This window comes from Martinezella miluonensis (genome assembly GCF_900094545.1).
In the GTDB taxonomy this organism is placed as follows: domain Bacteria; phylum Pseudomonadota; class Alphaproteobacteria; order Rhizobiales; family Rhizobiaceae; genus Rhizobium; species Rhizobium miluonense.
Window position 1 is genome coordinate 1 of record NZ_FMAH01000002.1, and the last position, 21,521, is coordinate 21,521.

Sequence of the window (21,521 nt, forward strand, 5' to 3'; positions counted from 1 at the left end):
CCAATCGCGGTCACGGTAGCCGTTGCGCTGTGCAAGCCGCAGCGGGTTCTTCTCCCCGAACCCTGCACCCGTAGCCGAGCTGACCTCCAGCTCCATCAGCCGTTCGGCCGCAAAGCCGATCATCTCACGCAACAAATCTGCGTCCGCACTCTTCTCAACAAGCGAACGCACGTTCATCATGTCATCGGTCATCAGTGATCTTTCCGTCAGGTTGTGTCTTGAACAACCCGACCCTAGCGGAAAACACTGATGGCCGCCCGCAAAGCCGATCACCCGCTACAGCGCTATGAAAAGCGCGCGGGCGCTCGGCTTTGCTATCTTCCGTCACCTACACCACGTGCCGGGACACAATCAAACGCCATATCGTTGGGTGACAGAATATCGCATAGCGAAAGTCAAGGAATTGCTCCTCGCCGGTGACGCAATGTCGGATGTCGCAATGAAATGCGGCTTCGCAGATCAAAGTCATATGACGCGTACGTTTCAGGGGGTTACCGGTGAAACACCCGGAAAGTGGAGGGGACGGCATCGATAGGCTTTGCAGCCATCAAGGTGAAATCAGTGAACATCGGCTGCCCACTGATTTCATGTCGCATCTTCGCACTATGCCATCGTCGAAAACCACTATTCAAATAGAGTGGCCTACCTGATAGCCATCAATATGTGACGAAACGAATTACTTCTCGACATTAATCGTGTGTCTGCGGCACCTGATATTCCGGCAGTATAGTTGGTGGTCTGTGGTGAACCATTGTTGCAGCGTATTCTACTCCGACACCGTATGCACCACCATGGGTCTTTACGATGTCCATCACAGCAGGATATGTGTCTTTGTTAGCCCAGTCACGCTGCCATTCCAGCATCACCTGTAAAGCCGTAACGGGCTTCACACCAACCTGGATCAAACGCTGCATGGCGTTATTGTGTGCAAGCGCACTGACGTCGCCGCAACAATCTTCGACCACGTAAACTTCATAACCGTCATGGATAGCCTGAATCGATGGAAGCGTGACGCAAATTTGGGTCCACAGGCCGGACATGACAATCTTTTTCTTGCCCGTCTTCTCAATGGCAGCAACGAAATTCTTGTCATCCCAGGAATTCATGCTGGAGCGCTCGACCAGAGGAAGATCGGGATATACAGATTTGATCTGAGGCCAGATCTTGCCGCTGAATGACTCCGTTTCAACTGTCGAAAGAACGACAGGCAGGTCGAACACTTTGGCTGCCTTTGCTAGGATCATGTTGTTATTGATAATCGATTGGCGATCATGACTGGTCACACCGAATAGCATCTGCGGCTGAAGATCGATGAGAGTTACGACGCAATTTTCCGGCGTCAGTAGTCCTTTTTCGCTACGCGCTTTGAGCATCTCTGCCTCCTGAATTGGAAATTAAAGTTCAGGCACTTCCACGCGTGCTCGAGTTCGATCATGTGGAATATAGCCTAGCTGGTATCTGCACTTACTAGCCAAGGATGGCTGACTTGGATGGTGCAGTGATAGAAGAAAAGAGAGAAATTTGGCTATTTTCGTTTAATTGATGCGGTCGATGCCTGAGAGGTTGGAAGGTTTCATGTGCCGCGGCTTAGAACCGTTGTTCGAAGGTGATCTCAGACGAGACATGCTCCCGTCATTCAAAGGATCAGTGTTGGGAACTTTCAGCTAGTCGCTGCTTATCTAACCTCGAAAAGCGAGTTGGCTGGATCCTTCAGCAGGCAATGGCGATCAAACACAATGTGCCCAATGCCTGCCCATTCTCGCGTTGCATCGGGCATCATGCGACGGTAACTCGCCTCACCCGGCTGCTTGACGGGCCGCGGAACATCTCCCCTATCCCAAAGTATTATTGCGACAGACCGCTGTATGATTTTCGTGTTCTCAAACATTCGCTAGTTTTGTTGTGTCTCCTGAACGGAGCACGGTAGCGACGCCCCTCCTTGTTACCAGTAACCTCGGTTCTCCCCTTCCCCGAGGCAGCGGACAATGGATCCGCTGGGCCGCCCAGTCCGCCTCTGGGCGGCCTCTTTTTTGCCGATACTGTGTGTTGTGCGGCACGGGCGATGGCGGCGGAGGTCGTATTTTCTGCCTAGCAGGTTTATCCCTGACTGCCACGGCCAAAGGGTGCAAATTAAAGGCATCCCCCCCCGATCCCTCACGATCGGTTCAAGGACCTCAGTCCGGTATGAGCGGCGACATATTGCTCACTGAAGGTATCCTGGGTCCACGCCGCATTCTTGCTACGATCGACCAGCGATACGATGGATGTCACCGCGAATGCGAGCGGCACAGAAAACAGCCCCGGATTGTCATAGGCAAAGGGGGCTGGGCCGAGTTTGAGAACGGTCGTCCAAACGCCTGGCCCAAGAGCAACCATGGACAGGGCACAGATCAATCCCGCAACCGACCCCGAAACGGCGCCAATCGTTGCCAGATTTCGCCAGGTAACGGTCTGGGATCTCCATGCAGCGATTTTCTATCTCAGCGTCAGAGAATTTATCTCCAATCTCCCTGTCGAGGACACTAACGGCGTGGTTGACATGGAATTGGGATTTTTCTTTCCGGCATCGACCCGATGCCTGGAACGAGGCGAGCAATAGTCAAACCTGCTGGACCTCGTATCGGATATCGCAGAGACGACCACTTCCGCATGATCAAACGGCGCGCGTGGCCAGTCATTGGGAACGACCCCGACTGATTTGCTGCTTTTTCATCACTCGGACATTGCTAGCCCTTTATGACTCGACTTTCGGCCGGACCACGAGGCCCTTTCAGATCTGCTAGAAGCGCTGTTCGATTGTCGAGGCGGCCGGCTTGGCCTTGCTCTCATCCGTCAACGACGTCGCTATACTCCAGGTGGCGAGCGTACCACGCCGCCATAAAGGGGCATCGAAGAACGACCTTCCGCTTGCTTTCCCTGACAATGTCAAAGACACCTTTCGCAAGCTGTGATCCGATGCCGCGACCCGACAACTCCTGAGGAACTTCCGTGTGAATAAGGACAAGGCGGCCGTCCTCGATACGATAACTGGCATAAGCCAAGCCGCCCTCGACCGCCAATTCGAAACGATGCAATTCCGGGCGCTCTATGACTGTATTGCTCACGGCTGTTTGCCTTTCTGCTGCGCGCGCTTCCATAAGGTAACTGTCTCTTTCCATCGTGCCGACTTCAACTGCCGGTAGACCAGCGCCTTAGCCGGCCTGCTGCAGAAACTGATGGATCGAATGAACGACTACGGATCCTTCACCCACTGCGGAAGCTACCCGTTTGATCGAGCCCGCGCGGACGTCACCGACGGCAAAGATGCCGGGGCGCGAGGTCGCATAGGGTACAGTGGCCAGATTGTCAGCGCCGGCAAAACCAGTCATGACGAAACCATTGTGATCGAGATCGAGGCATCCGTTGAGCCATGCCGTATTGGGCTCCGCACCGATCATGACAAAAAGGTGCGAAGCGGACAGACACGTCGCCTTCCCCGTTCGCCGGTCGCGCCAGTGAATATCTTCAAGGGCATCACCTCCAAGCAGGGCTAGGATTTCACATTCCGTATGGACGGTTATGCGCGGCGAGCTATTGATCCGCTGGACGAGATAGTCTGACATCGTTACCGCAATGTCTCGTCTAAGAAGCATATGAACGTGGCGCGCCATGCGCGAGAGATAAATCGCTGCCTGCCCGGCCGCATTTCCGCCGCCAACGATCACGACCTCTTGGTTCTGGCAGATCCGGGCTTCCATGGCCGTTGCGGCATAGTGGACACCCTGCCCCTCGAAACGTTCGTAGCCGGGTACATTCAACCGGCGATACCGCGCTCCCGTCGCAACGACAATCGTTTTCGTGCGGATCGTCTTGCCGTCTTCAAGCGTCAGCAGGTAGGGATGCGTGGAACAGTCGGCACTCACAACAGCACGAGACACAACGATGCGCGCACCAAACTTTTGCGCCTGAATATGCGCGCGGCCGGAAAGTGCCTGGCCGGAAATGCCGGTCGGGAAGCCGAGATAATTCTCGATCTTTGAGGATGTTCCGGCTTGTCCACCCGGCGCCAGAGGCTCGAACACGATGGTACGCAGCCCTTCGGAAGCCGCGTAGACGGCTGCAGCAAGTCCTGCAGGTCCCGCCCCGGCAATCGCTACGTCATAAACAATATCCGCCTCTGGCGGCTCGGCAATGCCAAGGCAATCGGCAAGTTCGTGATAGGTCGGATTGCGCAGCAGCAATCCGTCGGCTCCAATGACTGCAGGAAGATCCTCTACCCCCAGACCAAACCGGGCCGTCATTTCATCTGCGGCAGGATCATCCCCGATCGCGGCCTGCTCGACTGGATAGCCATTACGCGTCAGGAAGGTTTGTAGCCGCATGAAGTCACGGTTTTCAGGTCGACCAAGCAGAAATACGCCACCGCGCCCGTGCTTGATGAACCCGACGCGGCGCAGGATAAAGGCGCGCATGATGATTTCGCTGATATCCGGTTCGCCGGTCAGGAATGCCCGGAAGTCGGCATTGGCAATTCGCAGGACGCGTGTTCCCGCATCCGCAATTCCCGTCAGCAGGATTTTCTTCGTATTGAACAGGTTTTGTTCGCCGGTAAACTGTCCACTTTCGTAGGTATAGAGCTGCTCTTGCCCGCCCCGGATATCATCGAAGGTGATCCGTACCCTACCGTCAAGGACGAGGAAGAAATCGATAGCCCGATCTCCGCGCGCGAAGAGAACGCGATCCTCGACGTAATGCTCCTCGCTGCCGTAGGCGCGTACCCGGGCGATCATCTCTTCGGACAAGTGGGGAAAGGTTTGCGCTGTGCGGTGCCACGGATCGGTGGGATCGATGACCGGATCATCCATATGCGTGTTCCCCCGACAGGGCCAAAGAGCGGCGTTGAAATCCACCTGCATCTAATACAGGCTTGAAGCTCTATCTTGAAGCATCGCCTATAAGTTTGGACGGAAGGACTGAACAATTGGGCGGTGAAAACACTGCCCCCCGCCATCCGCATGCCCATTTGCCCGTCTCCGCTCCGGCCGCACAAGGTGACACGAGGCCGCCCTCCTTGCGGACGACGCCAGCCGTCCGCTTGTCTTAACCGAATAAACCGCGGCCGTCGCAGCAAGACGTACACTCAACCAATCGAGCAGGCACCAGTGCTACAATCTTCGTTCGACCCACTCGTCACGGGCGCCAGCGCGCGGCGCAGCACAGCTTCAAACACCTCCGCCGGCTGGGCGCCCGAAACGGTTTCTCCTGCGATCTCAAAATGGGGCACGCTGCGCACACCGTTCGTCAATACCGCATTTTCCTGATTCCGCACCTGCTCCTCCCCCTCGTTCTTGCTGAGGAAAGCCAGAGCCTGTGCGCGATCCACGCCGTTTTCGGCAGCGATATCGGCAAGGACCTCGATATCACCGACGTCGCGACCGCCTTCAAAATAAGCAGAGAAGATTGCCTCGGCAACCTGCGTTGCGCGCCCATGTTCCGCCGCAAGGAGCATTAGCCTGTGGGCGGCCAACGTGTTGGGCGTTCTGCGAATTGCCGCATAGTCGAAAGCTATGTCCTCACCGCGTGCTGCTTCAACCGTATGCTGGTCAAGCAACTGACTGCGTTCCCAACTGCCAAATTTGAGCGACCGATAGACCCTCCTATCCATTCCTTCCGCAGGCATATCAGGATTGAGCTCAAATGGCTGCCACTGGAGCTCGACATTTGTTCCCTCGGGCAGTCCGGCCAGCGCTTTGTTGAGGCGCTGTTCGCCGATCAGGCACCAGGGGCAGATGAAATCGGACGTGATCTTAACGGTTATGGTCATGAGTATGTCTCCTTTGACGACAGAATTTGGTTCTTTCCGCCGCAAATGATAATCCTGCATTTCTCGACATCTTCATTGCACAGGACGCAAAGACGAAAGATGGATAAATTTGCCGCGCTCCGCGCATTCGTCGCTGTGGTCGATCATGGTGGGTTCGCACCGGCCGCTCGCCGGCATGGTGTGGCGCCTTCATCATTGACCCGACAGATCGACAGCCTCGAACAAACGCTCGGAACATTGCTGCTGAACCGCTCGACACGCAGCGTGACATTGACCGATGCCGGTCGGCGCTATCTGGAGGATGCCAGGCGCATTCTCGATGATCTGGAGAATGCAAATCGCGCCGTCAGCGAGGCAGGCGGCCCGCCCGGCGGCTTGTTAAGGCTGTCAATTCCCGTGGCTTTTGGCAGGCTGCATATCGGACCCGCCCTGCCAGTCTTTCTGAAGCGCTATCCCGACATGCGGCTCGATGTTTCGCTGACAGACACGGTCGTCAATCTGGTCGAAGATCGCATCGATATCGCAATCCGCCTCGGCGCCCTCTCCACATCAAGTCTGATCGCTCGAAAACTTGCCCCCCATCGTCGCATCATATGCGCAAGCCCCGACTATATCGCCGAACGCGGCGCTCCCTCGACGCCACGGCAGCTTGCGGACCACAATTGCCTGCTCTTCGATTATCTCAGCGGCGATAACAGCTGGACGCTGACGCGGAACGGCGTCCACGAGCGCATTACTCTATCGGGCAATCTCAAGGCCAGCGGCTCGGAGCTCCTGCGGGAAGCGGCCATCGGCGGTGCCGGTCTAATCCTAATGCCGACCTGGCTGGTCGGCAGCGATATTGCGCAAGGACGTCTTGTTCCGCTGTTGGAGGACTGGACCGTCGGTCCAGGACCTGATGAAGGCGCCATCTGGGGTGTCTACTTGCCGAACAGACGCGGCTCCCGAAAAGTGAACTGTCTGTTGGACTTCCTTTCAGCCCATTTTGGGTCGCCACCCTATTGGGATGCCTCCGTCCCCAAATGAGCGGCGTCTTTGCATGAACAGCAAAGATGATCGCAGTTTTTTATAGATTATCTTTAGCACCGCAAAGCCTCATCTTGGTGACATCAAGCCAAGGAGACATGCTGTGCAAGAAACACTTCTATCCGCCAACAGTCAAAGCAGTAAGCCACTCCGCGCGATCGTCATCGGGGGATCGCTTGGTGGTCTTTTCACCGGCAACATGCTGCGTAGTATCGGCTGGGAGGTCGATATTTTCGAGCGCTCCCCCCGTGATCTCGACAGTCGCGGCGGCGGCATTGTCCTTCAGCCTGACGTCGTCGAGGTTTTTCGCCGCATTGGCGTCAATATCGGCGCTTCGGCTCTTGGCGTGCAATCCCGCCACAGGACAGTTTTCAGGCCGGACGGAACGATTCAGTCGAAACAGATTGCCCCGCAGACTCAGACCTCCTGGTCACTGATCTATACCAAGCTGAAGGCCGCATTCGGGGATGAGCATTATCATCAAGGCAAAGTGCTGGTGCGGATCGAACAGGATATGCCGGCCGGGACCGTTACGGCAATCTTTGAGGACGGCACGCGAAAGACCGGCGACCTGCTTATCGGCGCCGACGGCGGAAATTCAACGGTCCGCAGTCTTTATTGGCCTCAGCTGCAACCACGTTATGCCGGATATGTCGCCTGGCGCGGCCTTTTGGCCGAACATGAAATGCCACCAGTCTCGCACGATACATTGCTCGGCGATTTCGGCTTTGCCAACAATAGGGGATCTCACATTCTCGGCTATCTCGTCCCGGGGGTTCAGAACGATATCCGCCCCGGCCATCGGATATACAATTGGGTCTGGTATCGGGTGATCGACGCGTCGCTGCTCACCGAAGTGATGACCGATCGCAACGGACTTGATCGTGGCTATGCCGTCCCGGAGGGTTTGTTGGCGGCTCGTTGGGTCGAGCGTCTCAACAAGGAAGCGTCCGAGCTTCTTCCACCTGGCTTCCGGGAAGTTGTCCAGGCTACCCCGCAACCCTTCGTGCAGGCAATCCGAGACCTTGCCTCCAATCGGATGGTCGCCGGCCGCGTCATCATTCTTGGCGATGCCGCATCAATTCCGCGGCCGCACACGGCAGCAAGCACCTCGAAGGCGGCGGCCAACGCACTTGCCCTCGCCGCTGAATTGGCAGTTTCTGGCAACGATATCGATGCTGCACTTGCCCGCTGGGAACCACAGCAAGTGATGTTCGGCAAGTATCTGGAAACACAAGGCTCGGCGACCGGCGACTACCTGCTGTTTCACCGTCTGCCGGTTGATGCGGTCGGCTAGGACGCAATCACCGGCGCCCCCCGGGCGACACATACCATCGTATGATTGCGGACAGGTGGATATGCGAATATTTTGATGTGGAAATGACGGAAGTTCGATGGCTCAAGGAGATCTCTTCACCGGTGGAAAACGGCTGTACGCATGTGCTTCTGGTAAAAAACGTTACACCAAAATCACTCGGCTGCGAGGAGTGCCTTGCGGAAGGGCGACCATGGGTACATCTGAGGCTTTGCCGCGAATGTGGCCATGTCGGGTGTTGCGACCAATCACAAGGGAAACATGCGACTCGCCACTTTCATGAGACGAGCCACCCGATCATAGAAGGATATGATCCGCCGGAGGGCTGGGGATGGTGCTATATCGACCAGTCCTTCGTCGAGCTTCCCAATGAGACGCCGCAAACCGGCCCAATACCCCGCTTCTATTGATGCTAGCAACTGCGACACTCCCTGCAGGGAAAAATCGAGACGGCTGAGGAAGTCTGGGGAAAGGCGACTGGGCCTACGGCCGGTTCAATTTATCTCCGGACAACGATCAGGAATTCATCCCGCTGTCTCATTGAGAGCGGTCGCCGGCGAATTGAGTTCGCCTGCGATCGAAAAGAAAAGAAGAAGAACGGATAATGCTGAATACACTTCGCGGCAAAGGCAACTCACTGGCACTCGCATTCGTATCCGGATTCGCGGACGCCCTGTTTTTCATCCACCTGGGGGGCCTCTTCGTTGGATTGGTGACCGGCAACGTCGTCTTGATCGGATTGGGGCTGGTCGGACACGAGAAAGGGTGGTTGCGCGGCCTTCAGATCACGACGTTTCCACTCTTCATGCTGGGGGCCGGTCTTGCGGCGATCCTGGTCGTCTGGATCAAGCCGCTTGAAAGGGCCACGTTCTGGACCATGATCATCGCAGGCTGCGCATTCGCAGCGGCAGCACTTCTCGCGATCTTCAAATCAGGACCGGACTCCGCATGCGCACTCTTGACCGTCGTCGGAATGGGCATGCTGACAGCGATCGAACGTCTTGACAGCAGATTGGGTCCGCCGTTTTCGCTGATGACGGGAAACATCGCGGGCCTGGCGGTAGCGGCAGCGCGCCGCCTGATCGGTTACAAGGAAAGGCCGGACGAGTGGGGACAATCGTTGACATCCATCATCCTCGTCATCGGCTTTGTGGCGGGATGCGCAGGCGGCGCATTCGCACAAGTTACGGTGGGAGTTGCCGGAATGTTGCTGCCTGCCTTCATGCTGCTGATCATCGCGGTCTTTTACTCGCCATCGAACGCGCAGAATGCGAGATGACCCCGCGTGTCGAACGAAGAGTGGGCACAGGAACATAACGCACAAGGAAGGCGTCAGCGAGAGTGGCGATCGACAGCGATTAGGCTGTTGAGGTTTCGGCTGCCGCCGCGCGATCGTGACGAAGTGCATCGCGGCTCGACCTCACTGGAGTTGATGTTTGATCTGGCCACGGTGGTGGCGGTTTCCACCGCCGCCCATGGGCTGGCGCAGGAAGTCGAAAACGGCAACTTCACGCTCGGAACGATCAAGTTCCTGTGCACCTTCTTCATGGCCTGGTTGGCCTGGGTGAACTACACATGGTTCGCCTCTGCCTACGATAACAAGTCGACCGCGTTTCGCACATTGTCGATGGTCATCATGTTTGGATCACTCGCGCTTGCCGCGGGGATCCGTGGCGCCTTTGGCGATCAGCCCATCTGGCTTGTCCTCGTCGGCTTCATCATCATGCGCTTCGGCATGATAGCGCTATGGCTGGGTGCTGCGAATGGTGACCGAGACATGCGCCCCACAGCGTTGCGCTATGCGGCCGGTATCGGTGTTCTGCAAGTCTACTGGAACCTGCTGATAGCGGTAGTTTCTCCGCAAGCATCGCTTTATATTCCACTCTTCATGCTGGGTGCGGCCGGCGAACTGTTGGTTCCGGTATTGGCGGAACAGAGATCTCGCACGAGTTGGCACCATGGCCACATCGTCGACCGTTACAACTCGTTCAACATCATTGTCCTCGGTGAATGCTTTGCCAGCATCGTAGCCATCATTTCGGATTCTTCACCACCGGATCTACAGCACTTCTGGTTAGCGGGCTTGTGTTCGGTCATCGCATTTTCGATGTGGCGCCTGTACTTTGACAGAAACAAGCAATTGCTGGGCCGTGATCTCGGTGCCGTTCTTCTCTGGTCCTATGGCCATTACGTGCTTTTCGCGGCCGGGGCGGCGACAGCCGCCGGGTTTGCAATCTTCTTGGCCGTCATCGGTAAGCATGCGGAGATTTCTGTTCAAAGCGCGTGTCTGGCGGTCGCCATTCCAATCGCGGTTTATCTCGGCTCGCTCTGGTTGGTTCGCGATCGCCCCCTCGTCAAGGGCGCCAAACGATGGCTCCTGGTGGCGGCAGGCGTGCTGGTTCTCGCCAGCAGCACATTCGCCAACCACCCGCTCGAATTAATAGCGGCGGTGTTGGTCATAACCGTCATCGCTCGGGACCGTCTGCACCAAGCCGTGCCCGGAAAGGGCGATGCGCACAATTGAGATTGCAGCCCCACACGATCGTGATGTCGGGAATAACAAACTGCGCGAATTTCTAAATGGAACAGCGCTCAGGTAATGACGGCGCTTACAACTGACGGACATTGGATCATCGCCGCCAAGCGCCAGCCAAAAACCTTTGATCCCGTTATTCGGACATTTCCTGCGCAGGTCCTAACGGCCGCGCAGGCTATTCAAATCCGTATAAGCAAATCGCTAATCCAACATGACGATGTGAGCCGGCAGTTGCTCCTCGAAGAACTTGGAGAATGACGCTATGCGGGGCGGCAGCGCCTGGTAGGGAGGATAGTAAAGGGTCAACCAGAGATCTGGTGGCGACCAGCCGCGCAGGACATGGACAAGCCGTCCGCTGCGAATGTGCTGTGCTATATGAAACCCAGGCAGCATCGCTACGCCCGCACCATCGGCGGCCATGTCGGCCAGAACCTCGCCACTGTTGGCGCTGAACGCCCTGCCGGCGGCAATAGTCATGCTCGAGCCGCCATCCGACAGGACCCAGCTCTCCCGCCGGCTCTCGCTGCTATATGCAAGACAATCGTCCGGAGTGAGTTCGCCAGGATGTTGCATTTCAGTAAAACGGCTTCCGGGTGCTGCCACCAGGATCCGTGGCACAACCCGTATCTTGCGCCAGATCGTGAACTTGTCGGAAGGCGCCGATGAAATTCGGATCGCAAGATCATAGTCCTCATCGACGATGTTGACCAAGCCGTCCGAGAGCGAAATCTCGAAACATATCTTCGGAAAGAGTTCTCGGAAACCTGACAGGATGGGGGGTAGCACTGTCTTGCCGAACCAGGTTGGCGCGCTGATCCTTAAGCGTCCCTGATCAACCTTATGTGCATTTTTGACGTCCCTTCGGGCGTTTTCAAGCGCTTCGACCGCAGGCTGAATTTGCGCGGCAAAGACGGCACCATCCGTTGTCAACGACACCTGACGCGTCGTGCGCACGAACAGCTGGACGCCAAGGTCGTCTTCCAACGCGGCAATTGCCCGCGTCACAGCCGCCGGGGTCATATCGAGCTCGCGGGCGACCTGCGCGAAGTTGCGCTTTTCGGCGGCCATAAGGAAGGTTTTCAGGGCTTTGTAGTCGTTCATCTCGATTATTTCAAAAATCGCAATTAATTCGAAAGAAATATTGCAATTCCGCGATCAAATCAACCCGAGTACATCTTATTCCATCGAAGCGGACAACGCAGAAAGGCATGAGACATGATCAAGGATATCAAGGGACTGCATCACGTCACCTCCATGGCGTCGGATGCGCAGCAGAACAACCGGTTTTTCACTGACACACTCGGTCTGCGCCGAGTCAAGAAGACCGTCAATTTCGACGATCCGAGCGTCTACCATCTTTACTACGGCGACGAAAAGGGCACGCCCGGCACGGTCATGACCTACTTTCCGTTCCCGCACATGATGAAGGGGCGGTCGGGTGTCGGCGAGGTAGGCGAGACCCAGTTCTCTATTCCCAAGGGATCGCTCGCCTTCTGGAAAGAGCGTCTTATTGCCCAGGGCGTAGGCGGCATCCAGACCGACACAGTTTTTGGTGCCAATCGTCTGCGCTTCATCGGCCCGGATGGCGACGGATTTGCTCTTGTCGAGACGGCCGATGATGTTCGCGCTCCCTGGCTCGCGGAGGGCATTTCCGCCGACACCGCGATCCGTGGTTTTGGGGGGGCTCGTTTCAACCTTCATGACACTGCTGCAACCGAAGAGCTCCTCCGCTTCATGGGTTATGAGCGCGCCGAGGCTGAAGAAAACGTCACACGGTTCATCATTCCTGGCGGCAATGGTGCAGACACGATCGACCTTGCTGCCCTGCCAACAACGCCATTTGCGCGTCAGGGCGCAGGCTCGGTCCACCACATCGCCTTTGCCGTTGAGAACCGTGAAAAGCAGCTTGAAGTGCGCAAGGCGCTGATGGATACCGGGTATCAGGTCACTCCAGTCATCGACAGGGACTATTTCTGGGCGATCTACTTCCGGACGCCGGGTGGGGTTCTGTTCGAGATCGCCACCAATGAGCCCGGCTTCGACCGCGACGAGGATACCGCCCATCTCGGCGAGGCACTTAAGCTGCCGATCCGATATGAACCCTTCCGCAACAAGATCGAGGCGAGCCTGGCTCCTCTTGCGGCATAATACTGCGCAACTGATCCACACGACCTAATCGAAAGATTCGCCTTTTGAGACGGCTGCCTAAACCAGGCAGCCGACCGCCGAAGGCTTCATAATTTCCAACGCCGCGAACCGCGATCCAGCACATAACGGAGTAGTCAAATGTCCAAGCTTGAAGTCCTGACCCCCGCAAACAGCCAGCTCATCTTCATCGATCAGCAGCCGCAGATGGCCTTCGGCGTGCAGTCGATCGACCGCCAGACGCTGAAGAACAATGTCGTCGGCCTCGCCAAGGCCGCCAAGATCTTCAACGTTCCGACGACCATCACGACCGTCGAAACCGGATCCTTCTCGGGTCATACCTATCCGGAACTACTTGCCGTCTTCCCGGAAAACGACATCCTCGAACGCACGTCGATGAATTCCTGGGATGATCAGAACGTCCGCGACGCCTTGGCGAAAAATGCCGCGAACGGACGCAAGAAGGTGGTCGTCTCCGGTCTTTGGACGGAAGTATGCAATACGACCTTCGCGCTCTCGGCTCTCAATGACACGGACTATGAGATCTACATGGTTGCGGATGCCTCCGGCGGCACCTCCGTCGACGCGCACAAATATGCGATGGACCGCATGGCGCAAGCCGGCATCATTCCGGTCACCTGGCAGCAAGTCCTACTCGAATGGCAGCGCGACTGGGCTCGGAGGGAAACTTACGACGCCGTCACCTCGCTGGTGAAGGAACATTCCGGAGCCTACGGCATGGGCATCGATTACGCCTATACCATGGTCCACAAGGCCGCCGAGCGTGTCGCTCACGGCAAGCGCATCGGCCCGAACCCGGTGAAGTAAGGCGGTAAGCAAAGCCGCTCCGATCGGGTCAAGCCCTTCAGAGCGGTTTTGCCTCAACAATCAAGGACCTCCGTCATGAAACTCTATCTTATGTCACTGGGTGCCGGACTGCTGGTCGGTATCGTTTACAGCCTCCTCAACGTTCGCTCACCAGCTCCACCCGTCATCGCTCTGGTTGGCCTTCTTGGCATCCTCGTTGGCGAACAAGTTGTGCCTTTCGCAAAAACTCCGTTGAGCAAGGAGCCGATGGCGATCTCCTGGATCAACCAGATCAGGCCGCACGTATTCGGGCATATGCCGAAGGGAGAAAAGCGGACCGACGTCGCCCAGGCTCGCCAGGTTCAGGCCAAGTCAGATATCTGAACCCGTCGCAGACGCCGATCGAGGCAAGCTGAAACTGTTGATCCCTCCGGTTGGGGGGATCAAAACGTTGAAATGGGCCCAGGTGAGGGTCAAGGGTTTTGCAATTCTGCCGGCTTGGGCAAGGACGAGGCGGCGATCTTCAAGCTGACGGGTGATGTGTGCGGCAAAGCCCCTTTTGTCGAGCGGGCCTTCGGAAGAAGGTCGAGCGCACTCGGCCAAGTCGCAGCCTTACTTGGGTGGCACCTCGAAAGCCGAGTTGTGTGAGCCTCGTCAGTGGCGCCAGGTTTCACGCGACCAACGCCGATTTTGCAGCAATACCCTCCTGGACGCTTTATGCTCTGGCGCACACGGGTACCTGCGCAGCGATCGTAACCTGCGTGACGACCCAGCTGGGTCTCGGTGTCTCTTACGCGGTTGCGTGCGCCTGACGGCGGTGATCCGCTTTCCGTCGGATGAAGCTCGGCGGAATGGTTCCCGCCGAACTCCATTGCGGCTAATTAATGCCTACCGGCCCATCTTAAAATGGGTAGTGCTGGTGCGGATCCTCGACAGTGATCCAGCGAAGGTCCGTGAACTCGTTGATCGCAGCCTGTCCGCCGAAGCGGCCATAGCCGGAGTTCTTGACGCCGCCGAACGGCATTTGCGCCTCGTCGTGCACGGTCGGTCCGTTGATGTGGCAAATCCCGGATTGGATCTGGGCCGCAACCGCCATGGCGCGCTGGACGTCACGGCTGTAGACGGCGGAGGAAAGGCCGTATTCGGATTCGTTGGCGATCCGGATCGCCTCGGCTTCGTCCTTGACACGAATGATCGGCTTCACAGGCCCGAAGGATTCTTCTTCGAAGCTGCGCATTCCGGGCTTCACGTGATCGAGCAGCGTCGCCTCGACCACGGAGCCCTGGCGCTTGCCGCCGGCGACCAGTTTGGCGCCCTTGCCAACGCCGTCCGCAATCAACTCCTCCATCTTTGCAGCCGCCTGCGGCGTGACGAGCGAACCGAGAACAACATGGCCGCGGGGATCGCCCGCCGGTAGCTTGCTTGCACGCGCGGCAAGCTTCTCAACGAACTCGTCGGCAATCTTCTCGTCGACGATGATACGTTCGGTCGACATGCAGATCTGACCCATATTGGCGAATGCGCCGAAGATCGCCCCGTTCACCGCGGCATCGATATCGGCGTCTTCCAGTACGATAAATGGTGCCTTGCCGCCGAGCTCAAGCAACACCGGCTTGATGTGTCGTCCGCAAAGCTCGCCGATGATTCGGCCGACCTTGGTGGAACCGGTGAAGTTCACGCGGCGCACCTCTGGCGCGGCGATCAAGGCTTCCACGACTTCTGCCGCGTCCTCGGGAGCGTTCGTAATGACATTCACTACTCCATCGGGAAGTCCCGCCTCGACGAGCGAGCGACCGATGAGTAGATGCAGCCCCGGGCAGGCCTCCGACGCCTTGAGGATCACGGAGTTGCCGCAGGCAAGTGCCATCGCGATCGCGCGCGTGCCGAGAATGACCGGCGCGTTCCACGGAGCGATCCCAAGGCAGACACCCGCCGCCTGCCGCACGCCCATCGACAAGGTTCCGGGCTTGTCCGAGGGAATGATCTCCCCCTGGATCTGGGTCGTCATGCTCGCGGCTTCGCGAAGGATCCCGGCAGCGAGCATGGTGTTGAAGCCCGCCCACGGAGCGGTCCCCCCCGTCTCCTCGATCATGATCTTCGCAAACTCGTCCGCCTTCGAAGCCAGAACATCGGCGGCTTTCAACAGCAGTGCGCGACGCTCGCCGGGGCCGGTCTTCGACCAGGCGGGAAAGGCGGCCGCAGCAGCTGACACGGCCGCCTTCACATCATCCAGCCCCGATGCCGGCGCCCGGCTCGCGATCTTGCCGGTGTATGGATCGATGCGATCATACGTCCCGCCGGACTTGGCAGGCACGAACTTGCCACCAATGATCTGTTGAAGTTCCAACATATATTCTTCCTTTTACTTAAAAGCCGAGCACTTCGGCGTTGATCGAGGCTTCAAGGCCGCCATCATTCGAAATGTTTGCGCCGTTGATCCAACGGGCGCCGTCCGAGGCGAGGAAAAGTATGACCGGAGCAATATCGGAGGCCGTTGCCGCGCGCCCTACCCGCACAATGTCGGAGTCGACCTTCTGGTCGCCGAGCACGGCGCGAAACTCCTTGAGGATGGTCGTGTCGACCGGGCCTGGGCTGACCGCGTTCACGCGAATGCCGCGATCCTTGAAGAGAGGCGCGTGCGCCGCCTTCTGCGTCCAAAGGATGAGCAGTTCCTTGGAAAGCGGATATCCGATTTCGTTGGGAATGCCGTTCTTCTGCATGACCGCCTTGATGTCCGGAAAGCCCGGCTCGCCGACCATCGCCTTGGCACGCTCGATATTTGCCCGCCAGCCGTAACCGGCGACGGACGCGACGCTGATCACCGCGCCGCCCTCGCGGATCGAAGGGGCGCATGCCTCGGCGAAAGCACGCAGCCCGTAGAAGTTGACGGCCAGCGTTGCCTCGGCTCCGACCTTGCCCGAAATGCCGGCGACATTCAGAAGCGCGTCGAAGCGCGTCGGCAATTGCCGAACAACCGCGGAAATTCCTTCCGGATGGGAAAGGTCTCCCTTGATGAAGCCGGCGCAATGATCCTTTGGCTCGTTGATGTCTATGCCAACCACGTCGGCTCCGAGCGACACCGCAAGCTCCGCGGTCCGAGCTCCAATTCCGGCCGACACGCCGGTGATGACTACCGTCTTTCCATATAGCATGGTCTACTCCATTCACTTTCTAGCTTTGAGATCCAGCCTGTAGCCGACAGGCATGAGCGAGAGGCCAAGCCGCTCCTCCACTGCGCCCCAGAGACCGCGAGGAAGGAAGAGCGAGAACAGCAGGGCCACCAGGCCAAGACCGATGAGGTACCAGACGCCCATCGCACCGAACGCCGTTTCGATCGCGAAGAAGATCACGGCGCCGAGGATCGCTCCTTCGAACCGCCCTAGCCCGCCGACGAGAACCATGAAGATCATGTAGGCAGTCCATTGGACGGAGAAGTAGGTCTTTGGCTGGAAGCTTGTAGCGCTGGCGAGCCAGACAGCGCCGGCGATCGCCGTTCCGAAGGCGGCCAACATGAACAGGATTCGCTTCGTTGCGACGACATTGACGCCCAACGTCTCGGCCGCGTCCTCATTGTCGCGGATGGCCTGTATCGCGGATCCCACGCGGCTTCTCAGGAGAACGAACAGCCCGACCAGGAGCGCGACCATGGCAGCGAGGGCCACGCTGTAGATGACGACACGGCGCGTGCCGGCCGGATAGGCGTTCAGCGAAATCAGCGAGGTTCCCGTCTCGCCCTGGATCAACCCATCCAGATTGACGAGGAGATGGGCCAGTTCGGATACGACCCACATCGCAATGGCGAACTCGCCGCCCTTCAACCGCAGCATCGCGAACGACAGCGGATAGGACAGCAGGCCCACGACCGCGGCGGCAAGCAGGATCGAGACGAAGGGATCCACTCCTGCGGCGGCGATCCGAACCGTGAAGTAGGCGCCAAGGCCGAAGAACAGCTGCTGGCCAACGGAAACCAGTCCGCCGTATCCGGCAAGCGCATTCCACATGGCCGCAAGGATGACGTAGACGAACAGGGCGGCAAAGCGGTCGACCATTCCTACGCTGCCGAACGCAGGGACGAATGCAAGAACCGCGACGACGATGATTGAAATCCATGCGGCGACACGCGAAGCCTTCGTCCAGCGACGGACATCGGATACCGCGGAAACCGGCACTTGGGTGGAAGCTGGAATAGTCATGCTGTAGCTCCGCGTTTAACGAGCCTTGCGGGCAATGAGGCCAGATTGGGCACGAACAGGCGAACGAGCAGGATCGCGAGGAACATTGCATGGCCGGCGATCAGGAACCCGAGCGGGTGCAGTGACGCTCCAATCGTCTGGGCGACGCCCAGAATGATTCCGCCGATCAGCGTTCCCCAGAGTGAGCCCACACCACCGATGATCGTCGCCTCGAAGGCGAAAAGAAGCTGCTGCGATCCTGAATAGGGTTCGAAGGTTGCGCGCATCGCCAGGAACATGCCTGCGATCGTAACGGTTGCCAGCGCAATAGCGGCTGCCAGAGCATTCACACGACGCGCATCGATGCCGACAAGACCCGCGGTGTCAGGATCCTCCGCGGTAGCGCGGATCGCGCGTCCGAGGGCAGTTCTCGACAAGATGATCTGCAGTACGCTTAGAAGCACGACGGCGGTAACGAAGATCAGGACCGGAAGCTTCCCTACGAAAAGGCCGCCGCCAAGCTCCCAGCTGTCCCAGCTCAGATCGCCGATAGCGTCGGCGAGCGATCGCGTATCCGCACCGAATTGTTCGAACAGCGCATTGTCGAGGACCATCGACAACCCGAAGGTCGATAGGATCGGCAGGAGTTGGCCGGCCCTTGCGCTTCGGTCGAGGATAAGCCGCTGGAGCAGCCAGCCACAGATTGCCATGGCAATGACCGCGGCGACAAGGCACAACCAGAGGGGTAGATGTGCTCGATCCGAGAGCACAAATATGAGGTATGCAGCGGCAACCGCGAGGCTGCCGTGCGCAAGATTGATGATCCGCATGACCGAGAACATGAACGATAATCCGCACGCGATCAGCGCATAGTAGCCGCCAAGCAGGATGCCCTGGAGAATCTGGTTCGTCATGCGGTTGTCCTCCCGCTGTTTGCACGGTGCAGGCCGAAATAGGCGTCCGTCACCTGGTCGCGCGTCAATTCCTTAGCCGCACCTTCCAACACGGACCTGCCTTCCAGCAGGCAGATCACGCGGTCGGCAACGCCCATTGCGCGCGAAAGGTCCTGTTCGACCAGCACGATCGTCGTTCCGGACGTCATGAGACCACTAAGCGACGCGTAGACACGATCGACGACGAGTGGCGACAGCCCGAGGGAGACTTCGTCAAGCAGCAGAATATCCGGGTTGGTCATCAGCGCCCTGCCGATCGCCGTCGCCTGCTGCTCGCCGCCGGAGAGGTGCCCGGTCTTGTGGTCGAGCCGACTTTTCAGATTAGGGAAGATTTCGACGATCCGCTCGATGGACCATTCGCCCTTGCGGCCGGCCATAGCACCCAGCTTGAGGTTCTCGGTGACCGTCATCGAGGCAAACATACGCCGGCCCTCCGGCACGAGGGCCACGCCCCGCCGCACACGCTTGTAAGCGGGGAGCCCTGTGACATCATTTCCGTCGAGCATGATGCGCCCGCTGGATGCAGCATGGGCTCCTGCAAGGGTTCGAAGAAGCGTTGTCTTGCCGGCTCCATTGGCCCCGACGAGAGCGAGCGTCTCTCCTTTCTTGACTGTAAAGGAGACGCCACGCACCGCTTCCAGGAGCCCGTGCCGGGCCGTGAGATTTTCCACTGAGAAAACGCTCATTTCGGACCTCCGCCCAGATATGCTTTGACGACCTCGGGATGGGCCATGACTTCTTTCGGATCTCCATCCGCAATGATTTTGCCGGCGTCCATGCAAATCAGCCGATGTACGACCTGCAGCAGGACATGAACGATGTGTTCGATCCATATGATGCCAATGCCTCGACGCCGAAGCTCCTGAATCGTGGACACCAGTTCCTGGGCCTCAGTGTCGGTCAGTCCACCGCCGATTTCGTCCAGCAGGATAACCTTCGGCCCAGTGGCCACTGCGCGTGCGAGTTCCAGTCGTTTGCGGTCCAGCAGCCCAAGCGTTTCCGCACGTCGGTTGGCCACATGGAGCATTCCGCAAAGCTCCAGGGAATCGATCACGCCCGCATAGGCCTCGTCCCTTCCTTTGCCGCCTGCATGTGCGGCGGCTACATAGACGTTTTCGAAGGTCGTCATGCCGGAAAACGGCTTGGGAACCTGATGGGTGCGAGCCAGGCCCATGCGGCAGCGATCGGCGGCGGAAAAGCGGGTAACGTCCCGGCCGGCAAAGCTGATCGTTCCTGCGCTTGGCGGATAGGATCCCGCCAGTGTCGCCAGGAATGTCGTCTTGCCCGCGCCGTTCGGTCCCACGATTCCCACTGCCTCGCCCATGTCCATGGAGAAGTCGATGTTCTCCAGAACAGGAAGTGCGCCAAACCGCTTGATCAGACCATGGCTGGAGAACCGGCTTCCGCCGGTTCCTGTTTCTTGTCGAAGAGTCATCTTTCGATTTACCCGCTGTACGGCAGTAGCTTTGCGCGGACCGGAACGTTCGGATCCGTCACATTCTCCGTGAGGACGTAGTCGAACTTGAAGCGCGAGCCTTCCGGCGCCTTGACCCACTGCGTGCCAATGATCGGCCCCGGCGAAACGTTCGATACCGGACCGGAGGTGAAGTCGACCTTGCCGCCGATGGTGACGGTATCGAGGGTCGAGAGCGACTTTGCCACGGCGTCCTTGCTCTTTGGATCCGAAGCCTTTTTCAGCGCTTCGAAGCCCGCGTCGAACAGGGAAAGCGTTGCGCCGAGTTGCTGCGTCCATTGCTTTCCGGAAACCTTCTCGTAACCGTCGGCGAGCTTAGGTCCGCTGATGCCGGCAATCGACGACTTGTAGGGGAAGTCCTTGTGCCAGTAGGCGGCGCTAGCGATGTTGACGCCCAGAGGGCCGAGCGCTTCGATGGTCGACGGAAACAGACCGGTCTTTGCGACCTGCACGATCTTGACCTTGCGGTGCAGGCCCTGCTGCGCAGCCTGACGCCAGAAGGTGGCGAAATCCGGCGGGATCGGGAACGTATTGATGATCTCGACCCCCTCGCGCTTGAACAGGGCGATCTGGCTCGAGAAATCGGTGGTGCCCGTCTCATAGGCACCCGGATCGACGACGGTGAATCCGTCCTTCTGCAGCAGCGGTGCGAGATTGGCCCGGATCGCGTTTCCGTCGGCGTCATTTGGGTACATGACCCCGACTTTCTTGTTGGTTTGGATCAGGTTCCACTGCGACACATAGGTCTTGTGGAATTCCTCGACGCCGAAGCCGAAGTGGTAGGTCCACTTGAATGGGGATGGCTCGCCCGGCTTTGCGCCGCGGCCGAAATACCAGGCCTGCCACGGCATGACGGTCGACAGACACGGGATACCTGCAGCCTCGCAGGCATCCGAGACCGGATTGATGGTCTCGGGGGTTGAGATTACGAGCATCATATCGATGCCCTTGTTGTTGATCAGGTCCTTGGCAAGCTGGCCGGCGCGCGACGGATCGGATTGCGTATCCTGGTCGACGATCTCGACGGCATATTTTTTTCCCGCGATCTCGATACCGCCAGCGATAGCCTTGCGAACAACTTCAAGAACGTAGCCGTCGGTCTCGCCGAACCCTGCGAGCGGCCCGGTGCGCGGACTGATGAAGCCAACCTTCAACGTGTCCGCCGCCCATGCCGGGCGCATGAACGTCATTGCGGCGGCCGCCGCTCCTGTTGTGACCATCAACTGTCGACGAGTCACTCCCCCTGTGAAGATGTTCGTCATACTCTCTCCTCCTTTGTGACAAGCTCTT

The 21,521-nt window shown here is 58.3% G+C and carries 22 protein-coding genes; 9 read left to right on the top strand and 13 right to left on the bottom strand.

Translation table 11 applies throughout. The features are described 5' to 3' along the window. Nucleotides 1-192: transposase (locus GA0061102_RS02340; protein ID WP_208858600.1), on the bottom strand; the 192-nt coding region annotated here is incomplete at its 3' end. Nucleotides 193-286: 94 nt separating this feature from the next. On the opposite strand from GA0061102_RS02340, the gene GA0061102_RS02345 reads away from it, so the two are divergent. Beyond that, on the top strand, nucleotides 287-535 hold the full coding sequence (locus GA0061102_RS02345) for a helix-turn-helix transcriptional regulator (protein ID WP_092843707.1): 249 nt from the start codon (nucleotides 287-289) through the stop codon (nucleotides 533-535). Nucleotides 536-689: 154 nt separating this feature from the next. Here GA0061102_RS02345 and GA0061102_RS02350 read toward each other — a convergent pair whose 3' ends face one another. From GA0061102_RS02350 to GA0061102_RS02380, 4 genes are all read right to left on the bottom strand, one after another. Continuing rightward, nucleotides 690-1,373: a hydrolase gene (locus GA0061102_RS02350; protein WP_092843709.1), complete on the bottom strand. Its 684-nt coding sequence runs from the start codon at nucleotides 1,371-1,373 to the stop codon at nucleotides 690-692. Between the two features lie 1,452 nt (nucleotides 1,374-2,825). Beyond that, complete coding sequence (locus tag GA0061102_RS02370; RefSeq protein ID WP_245297901.1) at nucleotides 2,826-3,158, bottom strand: GNAT family N-acetyltransferase; 333 nt, start codon at nucleotides 3,156-3,158, stop codon at nucleotides 2,826-2,828. A gap of 33 nt (nucleotides 3,159-3,191) precedes the next feature. Next, nucleotides 3,192-4,844: an FAD-dependent oxidoreductase gene (locus GA0061102_RS02375; protein ID WP_092843720.1), complete on the bottom strand. Its 1,653-nt coding sequence runs from the start codon at nucleotides 4,842-4,844 to the stop codon at nucleotides 3,192-3,194. Between the two features lie 275 nt (nucleotides 4,845-5,119). After that, complete coding sequence (locus GA0061102_RS02380; RefSeq protein WP_092843722.1) at nucleotides 5,120-5,803, bottom strand: DsbA family oxidoreductase; 684 nt, start codon at nucleotides 5,801-5,803, stop codon at nucleotides 5,120-5,122. Between the two features lie 99 nt (nucleotides 5,804-5,902). On the opposite strand from GA0061102_RS02380, the gene GA0061102_RS02385 reads away from it, so the two are divergent. The 5 genes from GA0061102_RS02385 to GA0061102_RS02405 all read left to right on the top strand — a co-directional run bounded on the left by GA0061102_RS02385 (nucleotide 5,903) and on the right by GA0061102_RS02405 (nucleotide 10,668). Then, the gene (locus GA0061102_RS02385; protein ID WP_092843724.1) at nucleotides 5,903-6,829 is read left to right on the top strand and encodes a LysR family transcriptional regulator; all 927 of its coding nucleotides are present in this window, start codon (nucleotides 5,903-5,905) and stop codon (nucleotides 6,827-6,829) included. Nucleotides 6,830-6,932: 103 nt separating this feature from the next. Further along, entirely contained in the window at nucleotides 6,933-8,126 is a 1,194-nt protein-coding gene (locus tag GA0061102_RS02390) for an FAD binding domain-containing protein (protein ID WP_092843725.1), read from the top strand. A gap of 83 nt (nucleotides 8,127-8,209) precedes the next feature. Continuing rightward, on the top strand, nucleotides 8,210-8,554 hold the full coding sequence (locus GA0061102_RS02395) for a UBP-type zinc finger domain-containing protein (RefSeq protein WP_092844226.1): 345 nt from the start codon (nucleotides 8,210-8,212) through the stop codon (nucleotides 8,552-8,554). 194 nt (nucleotides 8,555-8,748) lie between these two features. Continuing rightward, nucleotides 8,749-9,423: a YoaK family protein gene (locus GA0061102_RS02400; RefSeq protein WP_092843726.1), complete on the top strand. Its 675-nt coding sequence runs from the start codon at nucleotides 8,749-8,751 to the stop codon at nucleotides 9,421-9,423. Nucleotides 9,424-9,546: 123 nt separating this feature from the next. Continuing rightward, on the top strand, nucleotides 9,547-10,668 hold the full coding sequence (locus tag GA0061102_RS02405) for a low temperature requirement protein A (protein WP_280949789.1): 1,122 nt from the start codon (nucleotides 9,547-9,549) through the stop codon (nucleotides 10,666-10,668). 213 nt (nucleotides 10,669-10,881) lie between these two features. Here GA0061102_RS02405 and GA0061102_RS02410 read toward each other — a convergent pair whose 3' ends face one another. Next, complete coding sequence (locus GA0061102_RS02410; protein ID WP_092843729.1) at nucleotides 10,882-11,781, bottom strand: LysR family transcriptional regulator; 900 nt, start codon at nucleotides 11,779-11,781, stop codon at nucleotides 10,882-10,884. A 114-nt stretch (nucleotides 11,782-11,895) separates the two neighbouring features. Here GA0061102_RS02410 and GA0061102_RS02415 point away from each other — a divergent pair, with 114 nt between their 5' ends. The 3 genes from GA0061102_RS02415 to GA0061102_RS02425 all read left to right on the top strand — a co-directional run bounded on the left by GA0061102_RS02415 (nucleotide 11,896) and on the right by GA0061102_RS02425 (nucleotide 14,016). Next, nucleotides 11,896-12,828, top strand: coding sequence for a VOC family protein (locus GA0061102_RS02415; RefSeq protein WP_092843731.1), 933 nt, complete (start codon nucleotides 11,896-11,898; stop codon nucleotides 12,826-12,828). A gap of 138 nt (nucleotides 12,829-12,966) precedes the next feature. Beyond that, nucleotides 12,967-13,653, top strand: a complete 687-nt coding sequence (locus GA0061102_RS02420) for a hydrolase (protein ID WP_092843733.1) — start codon at nucleotides 12,967-12,969, stop codon at nucleotides 13,651-13,653. A gap of 75 nt (nucleotides 13,654-13,728) precedes the next feature. Next, nucleotides 13,729-14,016: a XapX domain-containing protein gene (locus GA0061102_RS02425; protein WP_092843735.1), complete on the top strand. Its 288-nt coding sequence runs from the start codon at nucleotides 13,729-13,731 to the stop codon at nucleotides 14,014-14,016. Nucleotides 14,017-14,533: 517 nt separating this feature from the next. On the opposite strand, the gene GA0061102_RS02430 is transcribed toward GA0061102_RS02425, so the two are convergent. The 7 genes from GA0061102_RS02430 to GA0061102_RS02460 form a co-directional block, all read right to left on the bottom strand. Then, the gene (locus tag GA0061102_RS02430) at nucleotides 14,534-15,982 is read right to left on the bottom strand and encodes an aldehyde dehydrogenase (RefSeq protein ID WP_092843737.1); all 1,449 of its coding nucleotides are present in this window, start codon (nucleotides 15,980-15,982) and stop codon (nucleotides 14,534-14,536) included. A 16-nt stretch (nucleotides 15,983-15,998) separates the two neighbouring features. Continuing rightward, nucleotides 15,999-16,784, bottom strand: a complete 786-nt coding sequence (locus GA0061102_RS02435) for a coniferyl-alcohol dehydrogenase (protein WP_092843739.1) — start codon at nucleotides 16,782-16,784, stop codon at nucleotides 15,999-16,001. Nucleotides 16,785-16,796: 12 nt separating this feature from the next. Beyond that, nucleotides 16,797-17,825: a branched-chain amino acid ABC transporter permease gene (locus GA0061102_RS02440; protein ID WP_092843741.1), complete on the bottom strand. Its 1,029-nt coding sequence runs from the start codon at nucleotides 17,823-17,825 to the stop codon at nucleotides 16,797-16,799. Next, the gene (locus GA0061102_RS02445) at nucleotides 17,822-18,718 is read right to left on the bottom strand and encodes a branched-chain amino acid ABC transporter permease (RefSeq protein WP_092843743.1); all 897 of its coding nucleotides are present in this window, start codon (nucleotides 18,716-18,718) and stop codon (nucleotides 17,822-17,824) included. Before GA0061102_RS02445 ends, GA0061102_RS02440 begins: the two co-directional genes overlap by 4 nt. Continuing rightward, complete coding sequence (locus tag GA0061102_RS02450) at nucleotides 18,715-19,443, bottom strand: ABC transporter ATP-binding protein (protein ID WP_092843745.1); 729 nt, start codon at nucleotides 19,441-19,443, stop codon at nucleotides 18,715-18,717. The genes GA0061102_RS02445 and GA0061102_RS02450 overlap by 4 nt, the downstream gene beginning before the upstream one ends. Further along, complete coding sequence (locus tag GA0061102_RS02455) at nucleotides 19,440-20,087, bottom strand: ABC transporter ATP-binding protein (protein WP_425348510.1); 648 nt, start codon at nucleotides 20,085-20,087, stop codon at nucleotides 19,440-19,442. The genes GA0061102_RS02450 and GA0061102_RS02455 overlap by 4 nt, the downstream gene beginning before the upstream one ends. Before the next feature lie 113 nt (nucleotides 20,088-20,200). Beyond that, entirely contained in the window at nucleotides 20,201-21,493 is a 1,293-nt protein-coding gene (locus GA0061102_RS02460) for an ABC transporter substrate-binding protein (protein ID WP_092843749.1), read from the bottom strand. Between the last annotated feature and the right edge of the window lie 28 nt (nucleotides 21,494-21,521).